Annotated in this window: 23 protein-coding genes and 1 CRISPR repeat array (1 of these 24 only partly in view); of the genes, 6 read left to right on the forward strand and 17 right to left on the reverse strand. The window is 68.4% G+C overall.

Annotation, left to right across the window (positions count from 1 at the left end; translation table 11 throughout):
• Positions 1-99: 99 nt before the first annotated feature.
• The 12 genes from purN to AC4PTB_RS10180 form a co-directional block, all read right to left on the reverse strand.
• On the reverse strand, positions 100-645 hold the full coding sequence (purN, locus tag AC4PTB_RS10125) for a phosphoribosylglycinamide formyltransferase (RefSeq protein WP_492189847.1): 546 nt from the start codon (positions 643-645) through the stop codon (positions 100-102).
• A gap of 41 nt (positions 646-686) precedes the next feature.
• Entirely contained in the window at positions 687-1733 is a 1047-nt protein-coding gene (purM, locus tag AC4PTB_RS10130) for a phosphoribosylformylglycinamidine cyclo-ligase (RefSeq protein ID WP_492189848.1), read from the reverse strand.
• Between the two features lie 78 nt (positions 1734-1811).
• On the reverse strand, positions 1812-2276 hold the full coding sequence (locus AC4PTB_RS10135; RefSeq protein WP_492192625.1) for a GFA family protein: 465 nt from the start codon (positions 2274-2276) through the stop codon (positions 1812-1814).
• A gap of 19 nt (positions 2277-2295) precedes the next feature.
• A complete protein-coding gene (locus tag AC4PTB_RS10140; protein ID WP_492189849.1) occupies positions 2296-2874 on the reverse strand; it encodes a gamma-glutamyl kinase in 579 nt (192 codons plus the stop codon).
• A gap of 70 nt (positions 2875-2944) precedes the next feature.
• Entirely contained in the window at positions 2945-4345 is a 1401-nt protein-coding gene (gene murD, locus AC4PTB_RS10145; protein ID WP_492189850.1) for a UDP-N-acetylmuramoyl-L-alanine--D-glutamate ligase, read from the reverse strand.
• A gap of 449 nt (positions 4346-4794) precedes the next feature.
• A complete protein-coding gene (locus AC4PTB_RS10150; protein ID WP_492189851.1) occupies positions 4795-5148 on the reverse strand; it encodes a hypothetical protein in 354 nt (117 codons plus the stop codon).
• A gap of 25 nt (positions 5149-5173) precedes the next feature.
• Positions 5174-6256 carry a phospho-N-acetylmuramoyl-pentapeptide-transferase gene (gene mraY / locus AC4PTB_RS10155; protein ID WP_492189852.1) on the reverse strand — a complete coding sequence of 361 codons (1083 nt, stop codon included), beginning with the start codon at positions 6254-6256 and terminating at the stop codon, positions 5174-5176.
• Positions 6256-7707: a UDP-N-acetylmuramoyl-tripeptide--D-alanyl-D-alanine ligase gene (locus AC4PTB_RS10160; protein WP_492189853.1), complete on the reverse strand. Its 1452-nt coding sequence runs from the start codon at positions 7705-7707 to the stop codon at positions 6256-6258. The genes mraY and AC4PTB_RS10160 overlap by 1 nt, the downstream gene beginning before the upstream one ends.
• Position 7708: 1 nt before the next feature.
• The gene (locus AC4PTB_RS10165; RefSeq protein WP_492189854.1) at positions 7709-9193 is read right to left on the reverse strand and encodes a UDP-N-acetylmuramoyl-L-alanyl-D-glutamate--2,6-diaminopimelate ligase; all 1485 of its coding nucleotides are present in this window, start codon (positions 9191-9193) and stop codon (positions 7709-7711) included.
• A 117-nt stretch (positions 9194-9310) separates the two neighbouring features.
• Positions 9311-9742, reverse strand: coding sequence for a PACE efflux transporter (locus AC4PTB_RS10170; protein WP_492189855.1), 432 nt, complete (start codon positions 9740-9742; stop codon positions 9311-9313).
• Between the two features lie 137 nt (positions 9743-9879).
• Entirely contained in the window at positions 9880-10704 is an 825-nt protein-coding gene (locus tag AC4PTB_RS10175) for a hypothetical protein (protein ID WP_492189856.1), read from the reverse strand.
• A 121-nt stretch (positions 10705-10825) separates the two neighbouring features.
• A complete protein-coding gene (locus AC4PTB_RS10180) occupies positions 10826-11383 on the reverse strand; it encodes a CIA30 family protein (RefSeq protein WP_492189857.1) in 558 nt (185 codons plus the stop codon).
• 166 nt (positions 11384-11549) lie between these two features.
• On the opposite strand from AC4PTB_RS10180, the gene aroQ reads away from it, so the two are divergent.
• Entirely contained in the window at positions 11550-12005 is a 456-nt protein-coding gene (aroQ, locus tag AC4PTB_RS10185) for a type II 3-dehydroquinate dehydratase (RefSeq protein WP_492189858.1), read from the forward strand.
• Here the strand turns inward: aroQ and AC4PTB_RS10190 are convergent.
• Positions 11990-13411, reverse strand: coding sequence for a hypothetical protein (locus tag AC4PTB_RS10190; protein WP_492189859.1), 1422 nt, complete (start codon positions 13409-13411; stop codon positions 11990-11992). The two genes, aroQ and AC4PTB_RS10190, sit on opposite strands and share 16 nt — an antisense overlap.
• A gap of 296 nt (positions 13412-13707) precedes the next feature.
• Here AC4PTB_RS10190 and AC4PTB_RS10195 point away from each other — a divergent pair, with 296 nt between their 5' ends.
• The gene (locus AC4PTB_RS10195; RefSeq protein WP_492192626.1) at positions 13708-15354 is read left to right on the forward strand and encodes an FMN-binding glutamate synthase family protein; all 1647 of its coding nucleotides are present in this window, start codon (positions 13708-13710) and stop codon (positions 15352-15354) included.
• Between the two features lie 131 nt (positions 15355-15485).
• On the opposite strand, the gene AC4PTB_RS10200 is transcribed toward AC4PTB_RS10195, so the two are convergent.
• Genes AC4PTB_RS10200 through AC4PTB_RS10210 form a run of 3 tightly spaced genes read right to left on the reverse strand, consistent with a single transcriptional unit; the run spans position 15486 to position 16316 of the window.
• The gene (locus AC4PTB_RS10200; protein WP_492189860.1) at positions 15486-15809 is read right to left on the reverse strand and encodes a hypothetical protein; all 324 of its coding nucleotides are present in this window, start codon (positions 15807-15809) and stop codon (positions 15486-15488) included.
• A 16-nt stretch (positions 15810-15825) separates the two neighbouring features.
• Complete coding sequence (locus AC4PTB_RS10205) at positions 15826-16077, reverse strand: hypothetical protein (protein WP_492189861.1); 252 nt, start codon at positions 16075-16077, stop codon at positions 15826-15828.
• Complete coding sequence (locus AC4PTB_RS10210) at positions 16074-16316, reverse strand: hypothetical protein (protein WP_492189862.1); 243 nt, start codon at positions 16314-16316, stop codon at positions 16074-16076. Before AC4PTB_RS10210 ends, AC4PTB_RS10205 begins: the two co-directional genes overlap by 4 nt.
• Before the next feature lie 393 nt (positions 16317-16709).
• Between AC4PTB_RS10210 and AC4PTB_RS10215 the strand changes: the two genes are divergently transcribed.
• The 4 genes from AC4PTB_RS10215 to AC4PTB_RS10230 all read left to right on the forward strand — a co-directional run bounded on the left by AC4PTB_RS10215 (position 16710) and on the right by AC4PTB_RS10230 (position 20935).
• Positions 16710-17258, forward strand: a complete 549-nt coding sequence (locus AC4PTB_RS10215) for an RBBP9/YdeN family alpha/beta hydrolase (protein WP_492189863.1) — start codon at positions 16710-16712, stop codon at positions 17256-17258.
• A 232-nt stretch (positions 17259-17490) separates the two neighbouring features.
• A complete protein-coding gene (locus tag AC4PTB_RS10220; protein WP_492189864.1) occupies positions 17491-18828 on the forward strand; it encodes an FAD/NAD(P)-binding protein in 1338 nt (445 codons plus the stop codon).
• A 251-nt stretch (positions 18829-19079) separates the two neighbouring features.
• Positions 19080-19622 carry a carboxymuconolactone decarboxylase family protein gene (locus AC4PTB_RS10225; protein WP_492189865.1) on the forward strand — a complete coding sequence of 181 codons (543 nt, stop codon included), beginning with the start codon at positions 19080-19082 and terminating at the stop codon, positions 19620-19622.
• A 29-nt stretch (positions 19623-19651) separates the two neighbouring features.
• Positions 19652-20935 (forward strand): O-acetylhomoserine aminocarboxypropyltransferase/cysteine synthase family protein, encoded by a 1284-nt coding sequence (locus AC4PTB_RS10230; protein WP_492189866.1) that lies wholly within the window; start codon positions 19652-19654, stop codon positions 20933-20935.
• Positions 20936-21000: 65 nt separating this feature from the next.
• On the opposite strand, the gene AC4PTB_RS10235 is transcribed toward AC4PTB_RS10230, so the two are convergent.
• Complete coding sequence (locus AC4PTB_RS10235; RefSeq protein ID WP_492189867.1) at positions 21001-21264, reverse strand: hypothetical protein; 264 nt, start codon at positions 21262-21264, stop codon at positions 21001-21003.
• A gap of 2 nt (positions 21265-21266) precedes the next feature.
• A CRISPR array of direct repeats spans positions 21267-22062; the repeat unit is 29 nt; unit sequence CGGGTCATCCCCGCGTGGGCGGGGAACAG (it continues 1490 nt past the right edge of the window).

A 22062-nucleotide genomic window follows, 5' to 3' on the forward strand; every position in this document is an offset into this window, starting at 1 on the left:
TTTAGGCATTTGTCCGCACAAAGGAAAGCGTGTCGTTGCAGGAATGCACAAAAGGTTGTGAAACGGACCGCCGCGACAGGTCTGATCGGGCGGTCGCGGTCACAGCTCCAGACGGCTGCGGTTGCCGGTGACGAAGCGGCGCAGCACGGCGGGGTAAAGCTTGTGTTCCTGCGCCAGAACCCGCGCGGCGAGCGTCTCGGCAGTATCGCCCGGCAGAACCGGCACCCGCGCCTGACCAAGGATCGGGCCGTCGTCCAGAACCGGCGTCACCTCATGCACGGTGCAGCCCGCCTCGGCATCGCCCGCGTCCAGCGCGCGCTGATGCGTGTGCAGCCCCGGATATTTCGGCAAAAGCGAGGGGTGGATGTTCAGCATCCGCCCGGCAAAGCGCGTCACGAACTCTGGCGTCAGCACCCGCATGAAGCCCGCCAGACACAGAACATCGGGCTTGGCCGCCAGAATCGGTTTCAGCAGTTCCGCCTCGAAGGCCGCGCGATCCTTGCCGAAGGGGCGATGGTCGATCACCGCCGTCGCCACCCCGAGACGCGCGGCGCGGTCGATCCCCGCCGCCGCGGGATCGTTCGAGGCGACCAGAACCGGCGTCGCATGGCCAAGGCCCTGCATGTCCTCGACGAGGCGGAGCATGTTCGAGCCCCCCCCCGAAATCAGGATCGCAACGCGGGTGGTCACAGCAGGCGGCCCGTATAGGCGACGCCCTGCCCCTCGGTCACCGTGCCGATCACGGTGACGCGCTCGCCCGCCGCTTCCAGAAGTGCTTGCAGCGCCGCGGCCCGGTCGGCCGAGACGACGCAGATCATGCCGATGCCGCAGTTGAAGGTCTTGAGCAGTTCCGGCTCGGCCATGTTCGCGGTTTCCGCCAGCCAGCGGAAGACCGGCGGCAATTGCCACGCAGAAAGGTCGATCGTCGCGCCAAGACCCTCCGGCAGGACGCGCGGCAAGTTCTCGGTCAGGCCGCCGCCGGTGATATGGGCCAGCGCATGCACGCCGCCCGCGCGGATCGCGGCCAGCGCCTGTTTGACGTAAAGCCGGGTCGGCGCCAGCAGCGCCTGCCCCAGCGTGCCTTCGGAAAACGGCGCGGCCGCGTCCCAGCCAAGGCCGGAAAGCTCGACCACCTTGCGCACGAAGCTGTAGCCGTTCGAATGCACGCCGTTCGAGCCAAGGCCCAGCAGCACATCGCCCGCAACCACCCCCGCGGGCAGATCCGCGCCGCGCTCCATCGCGCCCACCGCGAACCCGGCGAGGTCGAAATCGTCCTTGGCATACATGCCCGGCATCTCGGCGGTTTCGCCGCCGATCAGCGCGCAGCCTGATTGCGCGCAGCCCTCGGCGATGCCCTCGATGATCGTCGCGGCCTGCGCGACCTCAAGCTTGCCGGTCGCGAAATAATCCAGGAAGAACAAGGGCTCGGCGCCCTGGCAGACCAGATCGTTCACGCACATCGCGACAAGGTCGATGCCGATCGTATCGACGACGCCGGTGTCGATGGCGATGCGCAGCTTGGTGCCGACGCCATCGGTGGCGGCCACCAGGATCGGGTCGGTGTAGCCCGCGGCTTTCAGATCAAACAGCGCGCCGAAGCCGCCCAGCCCGGACACGGTGCCGGGGCGGCTGGTGCGTTTCGCCGCCGGTTTGATCCGCTCGACGAGCGCATTGCCCGCGTCGATATCCACGCCTGCATCGGCATAGGTCAGGCCAGTCTTGCGCTCGGTCATCGCTGTCTCCGTCGGATTCGTCGTGCGAAGCCCTAGCGCAAAGGGGACCGGTTGAAAAGCACCGCGTAGCGGTCGGGCTCAGCCCGGCTGCGCCAGCGCCGCGCGGCGCCGCTCCAGCGCCGCGGGCGTCCAGACCTCGGCGCTTTTGTAATACTCTTCGAACACCTTCGCGCCTGCGGGCAGCACCACCCAGGGCTGTTTCGTCGCGGTGAAGATATGCACATCGGGCGGACAGGCGGCGGGGGTGTCCAGCGTGCCGACGCGGACAAAGGCCAGCGCCCGCCCTGCCCCGGCATAATGGCTGAAGACCGCGACGCGGCAGGCTGGGCAACGCGCGATTTCCTGCCCCTTGCCCGAGGCCGAGGGGGTCATCACGTATTCAACTGCGCCCGTGACCTCGAGCCGGTCGGTCTCGATCATCGCATTAAGCGCAAAGGCGCTGCCGGTCTCGCGCTGGCACCAGCTGCAATGGCAGGCATGGGTGATCATCGGCGCCGCGGTCAGCCGGTAGCTCAGCTGCCCGCAGGGGCAACGGCCCGTCAATTCGGTCATGCGCTCCTCCTCAGTGCTGCGCCGCCTCCCACATCTGATAGCAGCGCGCGAAACGGGTTTCATGGGCCGCGCGCAGATCCATGGGCAGATCGAGCGCGCGGCGCGGCGAGACATTGAGCACCGGCAATGCCACCGGGCCGCCGAAACGCTCGGCCAGAAAGTCCAAGATGCGCTCCTGCGCCTCGTAGCGGAACAGATGCCGCACCGGACAGCTGCCGTCCTTGAGACTGAGAAACCGCGATTGCGACCCCTCCGCCTCGGGGTTGCCGGGCGTCAGCATGCGCGCGATGAACTGGGCGAAGGTCAGATCGGCGGTCGAGCGGGCGCTGCCCTTCAACGCCGGACGGCTGCGGTAGCGATATTGCGAGCCGTGCCAGTCCAGCGGATGGCGGATCACCGCCATCATCTCGTAATCGGCCCGCAGCAGCGGCTGCAGCGTGCGCAGGTAGCTTGCCACGGTCATGTGCTTGATCTGCGGCGGATCGCGCAGGACGATGGCGGCGCGGGCGTCGAGCGCCGCCTCGATCGCGGTGGTGCCGGTTTTCGGAACCGAGAAGACCACCAGGTTCTCGCGGGGGAACACCATCATCGCTGCGCTCTCGCCTGTTGCGGGGTCGGGGTGAGTATGGCCGCCCGCGCGCGCCCCCGCAAGCGCCGCCTCAGTCGGGCAGCGCCTGCGCCAGCGCGGTGAAATGCTCGCCCCGCTTTTCAAAGTTCGGATATTGGTCGAAGCTCGCCGCGGCCGGGGCCAGAAGCACGGTATCGCCCGGCTCGGCCTCTTCCGCGGCGCGGGCGACGGCGCGTTCCATCGTCTCGCAGATCTCGTGCTCGAGCGGCGCCAGTTCCAGCGCGAAATCGCGCCCCGAATGGCCGATGAAATAGGTCTTCTTCACATTGCCCAAAAGCGGTTTCAAGGCGCTGACGCCACCCTCCTTGCCCATGCCGCCGACGATCCAGCGGATGTTGGTGAAAGCGTCAAGCGCCTTGGCCGCGCTGTCGACATTGGTGGCCTTGCTGTCGTTGACATAGCGCACGCCGCGCTTTTCCGCGATGGTCTGGCTGCGATGCGGCAGGCCGCCAAAACTGTGAAAGGCCTCCTCGATCAGCTTCGGCGCCAGGCCAAGGCTGCGGCAGGCGGCATAGGCGGCGCAGGCGTTCTGGTGGTTATGCGCCCCGGGCAGCGCCTTGACGCCACGGAGGTCGATCGAGGCCACCTGCCGCCCCTTGCGCCATTCCGCCAGAAAGCCCTTGCGCGCAAAGACCGACCAGCCGAAATCGCCCAGCTTCTGCGCGGCGGACACCCGGATCACCCGGTCATCCTCGCGCCCCATCGCCATCTGATTGGCCAGATAGACGCCTTCGGGCTCGTCGACACCGATCACCGCACGGTCGGGCGCGCCTTCGGCAAAGAGCCGGCGCTTGGCGGCGAAATAGCCCCCCATGCCGGAATGGCGATCCATGTGATCGGGCGAAAGATTGGTGAAAACCGCGATGTCCGGCGTCAGCGCGCGGGCCAGATCGGTCTGGTAGGACGACAGTTCCAGCACCACCACCTCGCCGTCAGCAGGCGGGTCAATGTCAAGAACGCCGCGGCCGATGTTGCCCGCCATCTGCGTCGGGCGGCCTGCGTGTTTCAGGATATGGTGGATCAGCGCCGTGGTGGTCGATTTGCCGTTCGAGCCGGTGATGCAGATCGTGCGCGGCGTGACATCGAACTCGTCCCAGCCCGCCGTCGCCCAGGAGCGGAAGAACAGCCCGATGTCATTGTCGACCGGCACGCCTGCCGCCATCGCCGCGGCGATGACCGGATTGGGGCGCGGGTAAAGATGCGGAATGCCCGGCGAGGTGATCAGGGCGGCGATGCCCTCGAAGGCGCCCGCCCGGGTCAGATCGGTGCAGCTGTAGCCCGCGGCCTCGGCCTTGGCGCGGGCCTCGGGGCTGTCGTCCCACAGCACAGGCTCTGCGCCCCCCGCCTGCAATGCCGCCGCCGTGGCCAGACCCGAGCGCCCGAGCCCCAGCACCGCGACGCGCGCGCCCTCATATCCCTGAACCGGTATCATCCGCGACCTCCGTAAGCTGCGGGGGTTTCACACCCCCGCACCCCCGTGGGATATTTGAGGCAAGATGAAAGGAAAAGCCCCTCTTCCCGTTTCACCTTGCCCGAAATATCCCGCGGGGGTGAATTGGGCCGCGCCAGCGGACCAAGAGGGGGGCGCGCAGCCCCCCTTTCGGGCGACGCCGCAGGCGGCGCAACCCGCTTTGTCAAAAGCGGGACCTGACGGACGGCGTGGGGGGGGGGGAAAGGCGGCGGTCGGCCCGGTCTACCCGCATTCCCGGGCCGCCGCACATCCTTGAGGGGCCGGGGCACGCGTTCTGGGGCGCGGCGGCCAAAGCGCGGGCAGCGCGGCAAAAGATCCGATCCGGTGCCCGCCCGGCAGGATCGGTTGCCGGGCACCGGGGCCCGGCTTCCGCATCGGGGGCGGCCTGCGCCCCCGCCGATGTCAGAGGCTCAGCGCTTCTTCAGCGCATAGCCCGCAATCGAGACGAAGCACAGCACCACGGCGCCCGCAAAGGCCACCGGCGCCAGGCCCGGCTGCGTCATCGCGAAGATCAGCGCCAGGACGTTCAGCAGAGCCAGAAACACCCAGACCGAGGTGCGGGCGCGTTCGGCGGTCATCGGCCGGGTATCGGCGCCGACGATCACGTCGAGAAACTTGCACAGCGCCAGCGTGCCGACAGTCAGCGCGAAGACCGGGCCCCAGCCCAGCGTCAGATTGCTCATGCCGGTCAGATTGGCAAAGAACACAAGGCACGGCAGCAGCAGCGCCGCGACTTTCAGCGGGTCCGTGAAGTTCTTGATCATGCGGGTCTTCCTTCCTTTTCAAGGGTCAGCGGATCTTCAGCGTGGCAAGGCCTATCAGCGCGAGGACGACAGAGACGATCCAGAAACGGATCACGACCTGCGGTTCGGCCCAGCCCTTCTTCTCGAAGTGGTGGTGGATGGGTGCCATCAGGAACACCCGTTTGCCGGTGGCCTTGAAGTAAGCCACCTGAATGATGACCGAGAGCGCTTCGATGACGAAAAGCCCGCCAACGACGCCCAGGACAAGCTCGTGTTTGGTGCAAACGGCAATCGCGCCGAGCGCGCCGCCAAGCGCCAGACTGCCGGTGTCGCCCATGAACACCGCCGCGGGGGGCGCGTTGTACCACAGAAAGCCCAGGCCCCCGCCGATCAGCGCGGCGGTGAAGACGAACAGCTCCCCGGTGCCGGGCACGAAATTGACGCCCAGATATTGCGTGAAGTCGGCGCGGCCCACCACATAGGCGATGCCGCCCAGCGTTCCGGCCGCGATCATCACCGGCATGATCGCCAGACCATCCAGCCCGTCGGTCAGGTTCACCGCATTGGCGGCGCCGACGATGACGAACATCGCGAAGGGCACGAAGAAGATGCCAAGGTTGATCAGCACATCCTTGAACACCGGCAGCGCCAGCATGTTGGCCAGTTCCGGCGGATGCATCAGCGCGGCCAGAATCGCGGCGAGCGCGGCGAGCACCAGACCCAGCGCCATGCGGGTGCGCCCCGAGACGCCCTTGACGTTCTGCTTCGTCACCTTGGCGTAATCATCGGCAAAGCCGATCGCGGCATAGCCATAGGTGACGCCCAGCACGATCCAGACATAGCCATTGTCAAGCCGCGCCCAAAGCAGCGTCGCGAACAAGAGCGCCGAGAGGATCAGCAACCCCCCCATCGTCGGCGTGCCCGCCTTGGCGAAATGGGTGGCGGGGCCGTCGTCGCGGATCGGCTGGCCCTTGCCCTGCTTGCGGCGCAGCATGTCGATCAGGGGCCGCCCGAACAGGAAGCCGAAGATCAGCGCGGTGAAGAAGGCCCCCCCGGCGCGGAAGGTGATGTAGCGGAAGAGGTTGAAGAAATCGCCCCCGTCCGAAAGGTTCGCAAGCCAGTAAAGCATTATTCTTTTCCCTTGAAGGCCTCTGCCGCGCCGGGCTGACCGAGTTTTCTGAGCGCGTCAACCACGAGCGAAACCTTCGAGCCTTTCGATCCTTTTACCAGCACCACATCCCCTGCATCGACCAGATGCGGCGCGCGGGCGGCCAGATCCCTGGCGGTCTCGACCCATTCGCCCCGCTTCTCCCGCGGCAGCGCTTCGTGAAGCGCCCGCATCCGCGGTCCGGCCAGATGCACGATGTCTATCGATACCATTGCGGGCAGTTCGGCAATCGCGGCATGAAGCCGCGCCTCCTCCGCGCCCAGCTCCAGCATGTCGCCCAGAATGGCGACGCGACGGCCGCGTTTGACCCGCCCCACCCCGTCGCGCGGAACCTGCCCGGCCAGCACCTCGAGCCCCGCTTCCATCGAGGCGGGATTGGCGTTGAAGGCATCGTCAAACAGATCGAAGCTTTGCGCCTCGTCAATCAGGTCAAGCCAGATCCGCTCGCGCGTGCCGCGCCCGGCAGGCGGCGCCCAAAGCGCGATGTCCAGCGCCGCCACGGCGGGATCGGCGCCCACCGCGCGCGCCAAGGCAAGAACCCCCAAGGCGTTGTTCGCAAAGTGTTTTCCGGGCGTCATTACCTTGAAGAGCATGGGCTTTCCGGCCTGTTCCGCCTGCACGATCGTGGCATCCCCCGCGATCGTCGCCGCACTCAGACGATAGTCCGATCCGGGCGCGGGACCGAAGGTCACCACCTGCCCGGCATGCGCCTTTGCCGCCGCCAGAAGGATCGGCGTGCTGTCCAGTCCGGTGGGCACGACGGCGGTGCCGCCGGGCTCCAGACCGTCGAAGATCGCGGCCTTTTCGCGGGCGATGTCGTCGAGGGTTTCGAAGGCCTCCAGATGCGCCGCGGCGACCGTGGTGACCATTGCGGCATGGGGTCGCGCCATCTTGACCAGAGGCGAAATCTCCCCCGGGTGGTTCATGCCGATCTCGATCACCGCGAAATCGGCCTCGGCGGGCATCCGCGCCAGCGTGATCGGCACGCCCCAGTGGTTGTTGAAGCTCGCCTCGGCGGCATGCACGCGCCCCTGCGCCGAGAGCACCGCGCGCAGCATCTCCTTGGTCGAGGTCTTGCCGACCGAGCCGGTCACCGCGATCACCTGCGCGCGCGTGCGCGCCCGGCCCGCGCGGCCCAGGTCTTCCAGCGCCCGCAGCACATCGGGCACGATCAGCAGCGGGTCTTCCTCGGAACAGCCCTCGGGCAGGCGGCTGACCAGCGCGCAGGCGGCGCCCTTCTTCAGCGCGTCCGCCACGAAATCATGTCCATCGCGCGCGTCTTTCAGCGCCACGAACATTTCGCCCGGGCGAATCGAGCGGGTGTCGATCGACAGCCCCGTCGCCATGAAGGGCCGCGTGGCGCGGCCGCCGGTGGCGACGGCCGCATCGATCGAGGTCCACAAAACAGCCATGTCAGATCATCCCATCCAAGGCAGCAACGGCAATCGAGGCCTGTTCGGCATCGTCAAAGGGGAAGACATCGGTGCCGATGACCTGACCGCGTTCGTGCCCCTTGCCCATGATCAACAGCGCATCCCCCGGGCCGAGCGCATCGACGCCGCGCAAGATCGCCTCGGCGCGATCGCCCACTTCGGCAGCCTCCGGCCCCGCCCCCGCCATCACCGCGGCGCGGATCAGGGCCGGGTCCTCGGTGCGGGGGTTGTCGTCGGTGACGATGACCGCATCGGCATGGGCCGCGGCGGCAGCCCCCATCAGCGGCCGTTTCGTGCGGTCGCGATCCCCCCCCGCGCCGACGATGGCAATGATGCGGCCCAGCACATGCGGGCGCAGCGCCCGCAACGCGGTTTCGACCGCATCGGGCGTATGGGCGTAATCGACGAAAACGGTGGCGCCGTTCGTGCGTGTTGCCGCCAGCTGCATCCGGCCGCGCACGGTGGACAGTTGCCCCAGCGCGTCAAAGACCGCTTTCGGCGCGGCACCGCAGGCGATCACCAGCCCCGCCGCGGTCAGCACGTTCATCGCCTGAAAGCCGCCAATCAGCGGCAGGCGCACCATCTGCGGCCCGCCCTGCCACAGGAAGCGGACATCCTGCCCGCGCGCATCGAAACGCTGGCCCTGCAGCTGGATCTCGCAGCCGTCGCCATGCCCGACCCGGATCAGCTTGTGCCCGCGCGCCTTGGCCAAAGCCGCGATCTGCGGCCCCTTCGGGTCGTCGGTGTTGATCACCGCGGTACCGTCCTCGGGCAGGACCCGGGTGAAAAGACCGGCCTTGGCGTCGAAATATTCCTCGAACGTCGCGTGATAATCGAGGTGGTCTTGCGTGAAATTGGTGAAGGCGGCGGCTTTCAGCATCACGCCATCCAGACGCCGCTGCGCCAGCCCGTGGGAACTGGCCTCCATCGCCGCATGGGTGACGCCCGCCGCCGCCATCTCGGACAGAAGCCGGTGCAGGGTGATCGGCTCGGGCGTGGTATGGCTGGAGGGGGCGGCAAAGGCGCCCTCGACCCCGGTGGTGCCGATATTGACCGCCTCAAGCCCAAGGGCCTGCCAGATCATCCGGGTGAAGGTCGCGACCGAGGTCTTGCCGTTCGTGCCGGTCACCGCCACCATCGTCGCGGGCTGCGCGCCAAAGAACAGCGCCGCCGCACAGGACAGCGCCAGCCGCGCATCCTCGACGACAAGCAGCGGCACGGCGCCGCCCGCCAGCGCCTGCCGCGCGATGTCTTCGCCCGCGCGGTCGGTCAGCACCGCGCCCGCGCCACGCTCCAGCGCCGCCGTCACGAAGGTTGCGCCATGCACCTTGGTGCCGGGCAGGGCCGCGAACAGATGCCCGGGTTTGACGAGGCGGCTGTCCACCGCAAGGCCCGTCACCGCAACGTCGCTTCCCGGGCGGGCGGTCAGCCCCAATGCACTCAAAGGCTTCGCCGTGAGGGCCATATCTTGTGTCCTTGTTCAGTTCCTGCGCCATTTAGAGGCGAAGGCAGGCGGGCGTCAACGCAAGCCTTGAAAACAAGGGCCGGGCAGCCCAGCGGGGCACCCCGGGGTCAGCCCGGATCAGCCCCGGGCGGGCAGCGGCGGGCGGGGAAAGACCCGGTCGAAGCCCCAGGTGAACAGGAAGGTGTAGATCAGGAAGCACACCAGCAGCACCGCCTCCATCGCGACGGCCTCGGTGAAGCTGACGCCGTAAAAGCCCATGAAAAGCGGCACGGTCACAAGCACCAGCCCGGTCTCGAAGCAAACGGCATGCAGCACGCGCAGCCAAAGCGTGCGGCGCAGCCGGAAGCGGTGTTCGACCGCCTCGAAGCCGGTGTTGAAGACGAAGTTCCAGATCAGCGCGATCACCGTCACGAGGACGGAGACGACAAGCGACTGGGCCGCCGGGCCTGCGCTGAGCCGGGTCAGCAAAGCCGTCGAGAGCGCGATGGCCCCGGCTTCGAAGATGAGAACATAGATCAGCCGCCGCAGCGGCGCAGAAAAGATGAACATGACAGAGTATCGCCCGTGGCGTCCCGGTTTTCGGTCGGACCGTCCCGACAGTTGCCTTCGCCCGCTGGCGCCACGGTTTCCGCGCCCGGCCCGCCTAATATCGCGCCGCGGGCGGCGGGGTCAAGGGGCAAGCGGGATCAGCGGGCGGGGCGGCAGGCCAGCGTGCCCGGCTCGCCCGGGGCCAGAAAGGGGCCGCCGGGCGCGGCCGGACGCGGCCGCTCGGGCAGAGCGCGGAGCTTGCCCAGCCGGGCGCGGGGCACGGCAAAGACCAGATCTTGCGTCCGCAGCGCACCATCGGGCCCGAAGCCAAGACGCAGCCGCGACAGCGGCAGGCCAAGATAGCTGCCCTGCAATTGCAGTTCGATCCAGAGCGTGGCACCGCGCTTTTCGGCGCGGATCTGTTCGGGGGCAATCCAGCCGCCCGCGGGCCAGGGCAGCGGCAGGTCACCCGTGGCAAGCGGTCCCTCGGGCGCGGTGGCGGCCTGCGGGAAGCGCGCGCGCAGGCTGGCCAGCAGGGCGCGGGCGGGGGCCGCGGGGGCGCAAAGATCCATCCCCGCCAGAACCTCATCCAGCGCGGGCAAGGCCGGGTCCGGTCCGGGATCGATGCGGAAGATCCTGCCCGCCTCGGTGGTGATGACCAGCCAGCCCTCGACATCCTCTGCGATGAAGGTGACGGGGCTGCCAAGGAAATCGGAGGCGCAGCCGGGCCCGGTGCCGCGCAGAAGATCGGCGCCGCCGCGGCCGGGGATCTGCAGCGAGATCAGCTCGCCCGTGCAGCCCAGATCGGGCGGGATCGGGACGCGGCGGATCGCGCAAAGACCGCGGTAATAGACGCCGCCCGCGCGCGTCAGCTCGCAGGCGCCCGCATAGGGAAGATCGCCGCCCAGCCCCGGCACCGCCGCAGCCCAAAGCAGGCCCAGCGCAGAGCCGAAGGCGACAAGGAAGCGGGACAGAGCGGTCATCGGGGGCCTTTGCGCAAGCCGCGGTCTGGCGCAGCATGGGGCCAAGCGCTGAAGGAAAGCCTAATCCGCCCCGGCCCGGGCGCTTTTTCCCGGTTTTTCGCCAAGGTCCCGGGCAGCGGCCTCAGTAAAAGCCGAGCGCGCGGACCTCGATCTCGGCCTCATGCGCGCGGCCATAGGCGACGACCGCGACCGAGCGCAGGCTTTTCACCGCGGGCGTGCCCGGCATCAGCCGCCCCGAGGCGCGAAAGGCGGTGAAGGGCAGCCGGACCTCGGCCCAGTCGGCGGAGACCTCGAAGGGCGCCTGATAATATTGCCAGGGCATCAGCGTCGCGCCATTGCGCAGATGCGCGAAATAGCGCTGGCCATTGCCGCGCACGATCAGCCGCAGCCCGGTGGTGCCCGCAGGCGGCGGCGCGGCCAGATCAAGCCGCATCTGGATGAAGCCGCCGTTGTTTTCGGTGCTGACCCGGCCGGTCATCCGCGCATGCGGCGGCCCCTCGCCCGTGACCATCTCGAGCCGCCCGGTCGAGACGCCGCCCATCACGGCATCGGTGAAGAAACGCCAGCGGGTTTCGGGATGCATGGTGAAATCCTCGATCACGGTATCGGCGGCAGGGGCGGGCAGAGCCGCGGCAAGCCCGAGCGCCAGCGTCAGAACGAGGGAGATTCGTGCGCGCATCGACCCCTCCCAAGGTTTGCGATGCCCACAGGGGACCATGAAAGCCGCGGTTTGGCCAGCGCTTTCACCGCCCAAGCGGCAGGGCCGGGATCGGCGACCGGGCCGGTTTTCGGTGGCCCTTGCCCCCGCCCCGGTCTAGGCTGGCGCAAATCGCAGGAGACCGCCCGTGTCGCACACCATCTTCATCCTGAACGGCCCGAACCTGAACCTTCTGGGCAAACGCCAGCCGGAGATCTACGGCGCCGAGACCCTGGCCGATGTCGAGGCCCGCTGCCGGGCGCTGGCCGACAGCCTTGGCGTCAGGGTGGATTTCTTCCAGTCGAACCATGAGGGCGTGATCATCGACACGATCCACCGCGCCCGGGACGAGGCGGCGGCGATCATCATCAACCCGGGCGCCTTCACCCATACCTCGGTCGCGATCCTTGACGCGCTGAACGCCTATGACGGGCTGGTGTTCGAATGCCACATCTCGAACGTGCACAAGCGCGAGCCGTTCCGCCATCACAGCTATGTCTCGGGCCGCGCCGATGGCGTGATGGCGGGCTTTGGCACCGAGGGCTATGACCTCTGCCTGCGCCGGGCCTGTTCGCTGCTCGGCAAGGGTCAGTCGAGGGCGTAAACCAGGCCGACGACCAGCGCCGCGGCGGCCATCAACCCAAGGGTGAAGCGCAGGTTCAGCGCAAAGGTGACGCGCTGCGGCGTGACGCCGAGTTCGCGCCCGGTGATGATCGACATCGCCGAGATCGGCGAGGCGGCAATCGCCAGCGCCCAGGCGAAAAGCAGCGCCAGACCCAGCGCATAGGGGTGATCGGCGCCAACCGGCCCGGGCCCGAAAAGGCTGGCCGCCATGATCATCACGATGGTATGCGGGATCATCACCGCGCCGACGGCCGGGATGATCAGCAGACAGCCGAGGATCACCGCAAGCGCCGGAAGGCGGCCGCCCACGATCAGCGCATCGATCCCCGCCGCCTGCGCCGCCGCCGCCACCGCCGCGCCGATCACCGCCGCTGCCAGAAAGATCGTGCTTTCCGTCGCCATCCCCTCGGAGGCGGCGGCAAACCGGGTCAGCCGCCCCTCGCCTGCCGTCTCGCGCAGCCCCGGCTCCAGCCGCGGCCAGAGCGCGGCCAGAAGCGGCAGCACCAGACAGGCGGCGATCAGGAAGCTGACATCAAGCAGCCGATGCGCGGCAAGGGTCAGGGCGATCAGCCCGGCGATGGCGGCCAGGACCAGCGCCAGCGCCCGGCCCGCGCCCGCAGGCGCCGGGTCCTGCGGGCGCGGGCCTTGCGGAACCGGGGTGGCGGCGGCCTCCAGCAGCGCGGCGACCAGCGACAGGGCGGCGACGATGCCGAAGGCAAGCGCGAAAAAGCGCACCGGATCAAGTGTCGGAATGGCACTGGTGACGATGGCAAAGCCCAGCCCGATCGGCGACCAGACCGTCATCAAAAGCGTGCCGCGCAGCGCTGCAAGCGTCATCGCGCGGCTGTCGATGCCGCGCTTGCCCGCCGCCCTGCGCGCCGCATCATGGTTGCGCGCGATGTCGGAGATCATCCCGATGGTGCCAATGTTGAACAGCACCGAAATCCCCTGCGCGCCCAGCGAGACGGCAAAAACACGGGCGCGGGCGGAATGGGCGAACAGCCCCTCGGCCGCGCGGGCGATCAGCTGCGAGCGCCGCACCGGGGCGCGAATGAGCCCGAGCGCGGTCAGAAAGGCGGAAAAGGCGGTGCCCTGCAGCAGCGCCGCCTGCATCGCGGGCAGCGCCCCGGGCAGGAAGAGCGCAACGGCCAGCGTGGCCAGACCGGCGCCCGCCAGAAACACCTGTGCGATGCGCGAGACCCGCGGCAGCCGCAAAAGCGCCAGAAGGATCGCGGTGAGCGCCGAAAGCGTCAAGAGGCCCCCCGCCCCGGGCAGCCAGTCCGCACCGATCCTGCCCAGAACCAGGCTGAACAGCAGGAACAGCGACAACAGGCCCGCGGCGACAAGGGCGGTTTGCGGGGGAAGGCGAAGGAAGGTTGTCGGCATCATCGGTCCTGAGATCGGGCCTCCGGTCGGGCTTGCCCCTGCATGGCCCGGTTCGCGGCAGGATGCCAAGTCTTTCTGTGTCGCAGCTGATGCGGTTTTGGCATGAGCTTTTCGGCGCCACGGCGCAAAACCCGTCACCGACGGGGGCAAAGGCGACAGGACGGGGCCGAGCCGTGTCGCGAGCCGCCCGAAACCGCCCGGGCGCGGGCCGAAACAGATCTTTGCGCAGCGCCTGCTTGTCTTGTGCCCGGGGCCGTGCTTTCAAATTGGCGATGCCCCTCATCCGCGAGCCCGCCATGCCCAAGCTGCGCCTCAATATCCGTTACCTTCCCTTTCTTGCGGTCCTGCTGCTGACTGCGATTTTCGGCCTTGTGCTGATCTTCGTGCAACAGCTTTGGGTGCTGGCGATCTTCGGGGTCGCCGCCGGGCTGAGCCTTGTCGGCCTTTACGACCTGCGCCAGAGCCGCCACGCGATCTTGCGCAACTATCCGGTGATCGGCCATCTGCGCTACATGATCGAAAGCGTCGGCCCCGAGTTCCGGCAGTATTTCTTCGAATCCGACCGCGACGAGGTGCCGTTCAGCCGGCAGGCCCGCGTTCTTGTCTATCAGCGCGCCAAGGGGGTCGAGGACAAGCGCCCCTTCGGCACGGTCGAATCCGTCTATGCCTCGGGCTTCAACTGGCTGACCCATTCGATCGTGCCGAAAACGATCAAGGACACCGATTTCCGCGTCCGCGTCGGCGGGCCGGACTGCGCCCAGCCCTATGACGCCTCGGTCTACAACATCTCGGCGATGAGCTTCGGCGCGCTCTCGGCCAATGCAATCCTGGCGCTGAACCGGGGCGCGAAACTGGGCGGCTTTGCCCATGACACCGGCGAGGGCGGCATCAGCCGCTATCACCGCGAGGGCGGCGGCGATCTGGTCTATCAGATCGCCTCGGGCTATTTCGGCTGCCGCAATGACGACGGCAGCTTCTCGCCCGAAAAATTCGCGGCGCAAGCCCGCGATCCGCAGATCAAGATGATCGAGATCAAGCTGAGCCAGGGCGCCAAGCCCGGCCATGGCGGGATGCTGCCCGCCTCGAAGATCTCGCCCGAGATCGCCGAGGCGCGCGGCATCCCGATGGGGCGCGACTGCGTCTCGCCCGCGGCGCATTCGGCGTTTTCGACGCCGCTCGAATTCATGGCCTTCATCCGGCAGCTGCGCGAGCTGTCGGGCGGCAAGCCGGTGGGCTTCAAGCTCTGCATCGGGCATCGGCGCGAATTCATGTGTCTGGTCAAGGCGATGCTGGAAACCGGCACAACGCCCGATTTCATCGTCGTCGATGGCAAGGAGGGCGGCACCGGGGCGGCGCCGCTCGAATTCGTCAACCGCGTCGGCATGCCGATGCTCGAGGGGCTGCATTTCGTCCACAACCTGCTGCGCGGGGCGGGGCTGCGCGATCGCATCCGCATCGGCGCGGCGGGCAAGATCGTCTCGGCTTATGACATCGCCCGGGCGATGGCGCTGGGGGCGGATTGGTGCAATTCGGCGCGCGGCTACATGTTCGCGATCGGCTGCATTCAGGCGCAGTCCTGCCACACCAACCGCTGCCCCGCCGGCATCGCCACGCAGGACCCGCGCCGGATGAAGGCGCTTGATGTCGAGGACAAGACCCAGCGCGTCGCGCGGTTTCACCGCAACACGCTCAAGGCGCTGGGGGAACTGGTGGGCGCCGCCGGGCTGTCGCATCCCTCGGAATTCCTGCCCTATCACTTCATGTTCCGCGAAAAGGACAATGCCTTTCAGGACGGCAACGAGGTCTTCGAGGATCTGCCCGAGGGGTTCCTGCTCACCGGCTCGCCCCATCCCGATCTGCAGGCCTGGCTGGACCGCTGGAACCGCGCCTCGGCCGAGACGTTCGAGCCGCTCAGGATGCCGAAAAGCCGTTTTGCCTCGTAAGACGGCGGCGAAGCGGGCAACCGGGGGCCGGGGCCACCGCGCGCGCTGAGGCGCAGCTTCGGGCTGCGGTGATCACGAAAAACCCCCGCGGGCGAGACCTGCGGGGGCGAAGACCGGGGACGATCCGGGGCTCAGATCGCGGCAAAGGCGCGATGGCGCAACCGCTGCGCGATCAGCGTATTCCATTGCCATCCGGCGCGCAGCGGCGGCAGGCAATGGTTCGCCCAGCGGCTGCCACCCCAGCCGCCCTGCCCCGGATCGGGCAGGACCACGATGCTGCACGCATGCGGCACCTGCCATTCCCGCGTCCAGACCAGATCCCAGCGCGGCCCGGCAAAGCGGACCCGCCAGCCCTTGCGGGCAAGATCGGCGGCAAGACCGTCCAGACCGGTCTGCGCCAGTTCCCAATAGGGCGGGCAACGGGTTGTCAGATACAACAGCACCTTGGCAATCATGGGCTCCTCCAGAAGATCAGCCTGCGGTCGCAGGCACCGGAACGGATTGATCGGTGGCCGCCCCCGGCGGGGCGACCGCTTTGCCGTGCCGCGTCAGCGGTGTCACCACGATCCGCCACAGCCGCGGATCGCGGTTTTGCAGGAAATGCCGCCGCGCGTCCTCGGGATCATGGGTGAACCGGGTCTGCACCCGACCGCCGACGCGATGCGGCTGATCGGTGCGGGTATCGACCATGGTCACGGCGTAAAGCGGCGCGGCGGCAGTCATGCGAATTGCCACAGCACAAGGCCGCCCCAGACAAGGATCGCGCCTGCAAGCGCCAGCCCGCGGACGGGCGGATGCGCGCGGCCCAAGACCCGGCCCGACCGCGCGGCCCGGCGCATCGTTCCGGCCTCTTCGAAGGGCTCGATCCCGTAGGATTCGGCCGTGCGCAAGGGCGCGGTGAACTGCATCGGCAGCAGCCTGACCGGCCGGGGACGGGAGGGGATCGGCAGGGCATGTGTCATGACGGATCCTTTCTTGCGACGGGGACGGAACATGGACAATACTCTACCGGATAAGTCGTCTTTACAAGGAAATAATCTCGCCTAATTCCGTCGTTATTTAGCAGTTTCTTCCCCAAAACCGCCGGAACGCCCCGCCAGACCGCGAAAGATCGCCGCGCATGATATTGCTTTCATTGCGCATTTCAGAAGCACCCCACCCGCCCCGCACAGCCGACTCGCTCCGCAGCGCCGCCCCGATGGCCGCAGCCGGGCAAAATGGCGTGGCCGGGAATGACCTCCTGCGCGGGGGGCGCAAAAGGGCAGGATCTTCTCTTTCCCCCCGGGTCTTTGGAACCCGCAATCACGACAACCGTGATAGATATTCCAGAACGCAACCCGACCGCAGAGGTTCCCATGATCAAGACGCTGCTCGTTCCGGGCCTGGATGGCTCGCCCGCGCCGCATTGGCAGGACTGGTGGGCCGCCACCGATCCGACCGCGCTGATGGTCGACCTGCCCTGCCCCGACCGGCCGATGCCCGATCTGTGGGAGGCGGAACTGGCGGGCATGGTGCTGCAACATCCCGGCGCGGTGCTCGTCGGCCACAGCCTTGGCGCGGTGCTGGTGGCGCGGATGCTGTCAAAATGGCCGCAGATCGAGGTGCGCGCGGCGATGCTCGTCGCCCCCGCCGACACCCGCTGCGCCCGCCGGATCGGCCATTTCGGCTCGCCCTCGCGCCGGACTTTGCCGGTGCCAAGCATGGTCGTCGCCTCGCGCAACGACCCCTGGATGAGCTTTGCCCGCGCCAGCGAACTGGCCGCGGCCTGGGGCTCGGAGCTGGTCGATCTGGGCGCCGCCGGGCACATCAATGTCGCCGCCGGTTTCGGCCCCTGGCCCGCGGGCAAGGCGCTGCGCGACCGGCTGCTGACCCGCCTGCCCCGGCCGGTGGAGAAAAGCGCATGAGACAGCTGTTCTGGCGCCCGCCCAGCCTGCGCGACCGGCTGCTGCTTGGCCTGCTGCTGGCGGGCTGGGCAGGGCTGATCGCCGCCATCTTCCTGCAGTGACCCCGAAAGGAGACCGACATGCTTGACGGACGCCTTGACCCCGACCTGATCCGCCTTCTGGCCCCGCGCACCGAAGAGATCCGCCCGCTGCCGCGCTGGCTTGCCCGGCTGCTCACCGGCCGGGGGCGGGAATGACCGCCCAGCCCCCCCTGCGTCGGCATGTGCTGGTCATCGGCGGCGGCGCCTCGGGCGTGCTGATGGCCTATCACCTGTTGCGTGCCGCCCCCGAAACCCGGGTCACCCTGATTGAGCAGGCCCCGCGCATCGGCCTTGGTCTGGCCTATGCGACCGAGGACCCGGGTCATCTGCTCAATACAAGGGTGATCAACATGAGCGCCCTGCCCGAAGATCCCGAGCATTTCCTGCGCTGGCTCTGGCAGGCGAACCGGACCGTCTCGGGCGCCTCTTTCGTGTCGCGGGCGACCTACGGACGCTATCTTGAGAGCCTTCTTGCCCCCTGGGCCGCCGGGCCGCGGTTGCGGCTGGTGCAGGCCGAGGCGGTGCGGCTGACCGAAGCCCCGCCGGGGCGGGTGACGCTGACACTGGACGATCGCCAGACGCTGATCGCCGATCACGCGATCCTGGCCACCGGCCACCCCCGCCCCGAGACGGTGCGGGGGCTGCGGGCCGATGTGTCGCAGCTGAGCCTTGATCCCGCCGCGCCGGTGGCGATCCTTGGCACCGGGCTGAGCATGGTGGATCAGGTGACGACGCTGCTGAAATCCGGCCATCGCGGCCAGATCTTCGCGCTGTCGCGCCGCGGGCTGCTGCCGCGCGTGCATGGGCCGGGAACGCCGCTGGCCACCTCGCTGGGCGAGGTGCCGCTGGGCGCGCCCGCCTCGGTCTTGCTCCATTGGCTGCGCCGTCAGGTGCGCCGTGCCGAGATCGCGGGCGGCAGCTGGCGCGATGCGATCGACGGGCTGCGGCCACATGTGCAGGGGATCTGGAGCGCCCTGCCCGACCCCGAGCGCGCCCGCGCCCTGCGCCACGCCGCGGCCTGGTGGGAGGTGCATCGCCATCGCATGCCCCCCGAAACCGCAAGCGGCATCGCAAAGGCGCAGGCCAGCGGCCAGCTGCAGATCCTGCGCGGCGCCTTCGACCGGGTTGCACCGCACCCCCGCGGGGTCTGGCTGCGCTACCGCCCCTATCGGGAAACCGGCACCACCGCGCTCGATGTCGCCGCGGTGATCGACTGCCGCGGCCTGCGCCGCGATCCCGAAAACGGCGCGGGCCCGCTGCTGCGGCACCTGCTTGACGACGGTCTGGCGCAGATCGACCCGCTGCGGCTGGGTCTTCTCACCGACCGCAGCGGCCGGCTGATCAACCGGGCGGGCGTGGCCAGCCGCGTCCTGCAGGCGATCGGCCCCGCCGCACGCGCGGCGCTTTGGGAAATCACCGCCATTCCCGATATCCGGACCCAGACCGCCCGGATCGCTGCCGAACTGTCGCACAGCCCCGCCCAAAGCTGAAACCAAGGCCGGAAGACGGGCCGCCCCCGCGCAAGCCCGCCACCGCTTCCCGCCGTCCCGATCCCCTCGGGGCGGCGATGTCGTTCAGGCCGCGATTCGGCGGCTTCGCAGCTTTCTTCCCCCAGACCCCTCGGGAGGAGAATTTTCCTCTCGCCGACCGCCCAATAAAACACGCCTGATTTTATCGTCTTTCTCCCGCAGCTCTGCCACTCTGCCCCCATTCCCAGCCCGAACGGCCAAAGGAGACCCCGATGACGCGACATGAAACGACCCTTGCGCCCCCGGAAAGCGGGGCGAAGCTGCCGCCCCCCGGGCTGGCAAAGCGTGACCGGCGCGCGGTGACCGGGTTTGTCGAGCGGCTGCTTGCGGTGGAGGGGCAAAGCACCCCCTTCTTCGCGCTCCTGCGCCAGACCGACGCGCAGCTTGCGGCGCTGCTCGCCTCGGAAGCGGCCACCGCCGCGCGCCCCGGCCCCTACGGCCGCTTTCCGCCGGGGCCGCTTTGCGCCGGAGATCTTGACGGCCCCCCCTATCAGCCCCGCCCCGCGCTGCGCGGGATACTGGGCGAACATCTGTCTGCCGCGCTCGAATTTGCGCATCTTCTGGTGCAGCACCCCGGCGATCTTGGCCCCGATAGCCTTGCCCCTCTGGCGGCGGCGGGGTGGAGCGCCGAGGCCATCGCGGAGCTGACCGAGCAGATCACCGCCGTCGCCCAGCAAACCCGGACGCTCGCGCAGCTTCACCGCCTGCGCAAGGCCGGGGCGCTGCCCGGCTCCGGCGTGGCGCCCCTGCACTGACCCTTTCCACAACCCGCAAAGGACACAAGATGAGCGAACATCCCGAAACCCTCGCCCTGCACGCCGGCTGGCGTGCCGATCCCGCCACCGGCGCCGTTGCCGTGCCGATCTATCAGACGACAAGCTACCAGTTCCGCGACACCGAGCATGCCGCCGCGCTGTTCTCGCTGTCCGAGCTGGGCAACATCTACACCCGGATCATGAACCCGACGACGGATGTGCTTGAAAAGCGGGTCGCGGCGCTGGAGGGCGGCGTGGCGGCACTGGCCGTTGCCTCGGGTCAGGCGGCCTCGGCGCTGGCGATCCAGAACCTGGCGCGGGCGGGCGACAACATCGTCTCCTCGACCGATCTTTACGGCGGCACCTGGAACCTTTTTGCCAATACTTTGAAGGATCAGGGGATCGAGGTGCGCTTCGTCGATCCGCGCGACCCGGAGGCCTTTGTCCACGCCTCCGATGCCCGCACCCGCGCCTGGTATGCCGAGACCCTGCCCAATCCGAAGCTTGAGGTCTTCCCGATCCGCGCGGTGGCGGAGCTGGGTCGGCCGCTGGGCATTCCGCTGATCGTCGACAACACCGCCGCGCCGCTGCTGGCCAAGCCGCTGGCGCTGGGGGCGGCGATCGTCGTCTATTCCTCGACGAAATATCTGGGCGGGCATGGCACCTCGATCGGCGGGCTGATCGTCGATGGCGGGGCCTTCGACTGGGAGGCGCATCCCGCGCGGCAACCGGCGCTGAACACCCCCGACGCCAGCTATCACGGCGCGGTCTGGGTCGAGGCGGTCAAGCCGCTGGGCCCGGTGGCCTATATCCTGAAGGCGCGCACGACGCTTTTGCGCGATCTCGGCGCGGCGATTTCGCCCTTCAACGCCTGGGCGATCCTGCAGGGCATCGAAACGCTGCCCTTGCGGATCGAACGTCATTCGGAAAACGCCGCCAAGGTCGCGGCCTGGCTTGCCGCCCGCCCCGAGGTGGCGCGGGTGATCTATCCCGGGCTGCAGACCGGCGATATCCGGGCACGGGCCGATGCGGCGCTGAAAGGCGGCTATGGCGGGCTGGTCGGCTTCGAGCTGAAAGGCGGGGCCGCGGCGGGCCGCGCCTTCATCGACGCGCTGAAGCTTTTCTACCACGTCGCCAATATCGGCGATGCCCGCTCGCTGGCCATTCATCCGGCTTCGACCACGCACAGCCAGCTTGCGCCCGAGGATCAGGCGAAAACCGGGGTGAACCCCGGCTACGTTCGGCTCTCGATCGGGCTTGAGCATAGCGACGACATCCTTGCCGATCTCGACCAGGCGCTGACGGCACGCTGAGCCACCGCCGCCCGCACAGGAAACCCCCTTCCCAAAACCGGGAAGGGGGTTTTCTTTGTCGTCAATCAGATGCGGGGGCCTATTCGGCCAGCCGCGCAACGGAAACCGCCTGCGTCTCGGTCTGGATCGCGGGCACCAGCGCGCGGAACCTGCCGATTGCGGCGCTGGAGGCGCAGGGCCTTCGCTTCAAAGATGTCGAGCCGGTGTTCCTCGGCCCCGCCGATGCCGCCGCCGCCTTCGGTTCCGGGGCGGTCGATGCCTGGTCGATCTGGGACCCCTTCCTCGCCATCGCCGAACAGCAGTTCTCTGGCCGCGATGAGCCGAACCACGCCGGGTCATCCCCGCGTGGGCGGGGAACAGCGCAATTTCGCGAACGCCTGCGTGGTGCGCGCCGGGTCATCCCCGCATGGGCGGGGAACAGGCCGTTCTTGATCGCTGCACAATGCAGGATCACGGGTCATCCCCGCGTGGGCGGGGAACAGTGCCGCTCGGCCAGCTCGGCTCTAAAATACCGCGGGTCATCCCCGCGTGGGCGGGGAACAGAGGGTCTTGCGTTTCCGGCTACCCTTGCCAGCCGGGTCATCCCCGCGTGGGCGGGGAACAGTTCCCTCATCCTGCGGCCCGCTGAGTGGCCTCCGGGTCATCCCCGCGTGGGCGGGGAACAGGGACTAATGCGCGAAAGCCCCCCGCATACAGTCGGGTCATCCCCGCGTGGGCGGGGAACAGCAGCGTGACGGTCATTCTGGAGGCCACCCCGTCGGGTCATCCCCGCGTGGGCGGGGAACAGACGCTAACCGCCCCAGCCGTAACCTCCTCGATCGGGTCATCCCCGCGTGGGCGGGGAACAGATCAACGCCGATTGATAAGCGTCGGCGCGGCCCGGGTCATCCCCGCGTGGGCGGGGAACAGAGCCGCTGCAGTCCTCCCCGCTCTCCGCCCAGCGGGTCATCCCCGCGTGGGCGGGGAACAGAACGGGAGCAGTGTTTTGACGTGCCATGATCACGGGTCATCCCCGCGTGGGCGGGGAACAGTAAACCGCATTGCGCAACGGACGCGGCATGTCCGGGTCATCCCCGCGTGGGCGGGGAACAGCGATTACACGGCCCGGTGCATGGCCGAGGCGTCGG

This window comes from Rhodobacter sp. 4.3.4 (assembly GCF_058724655.1).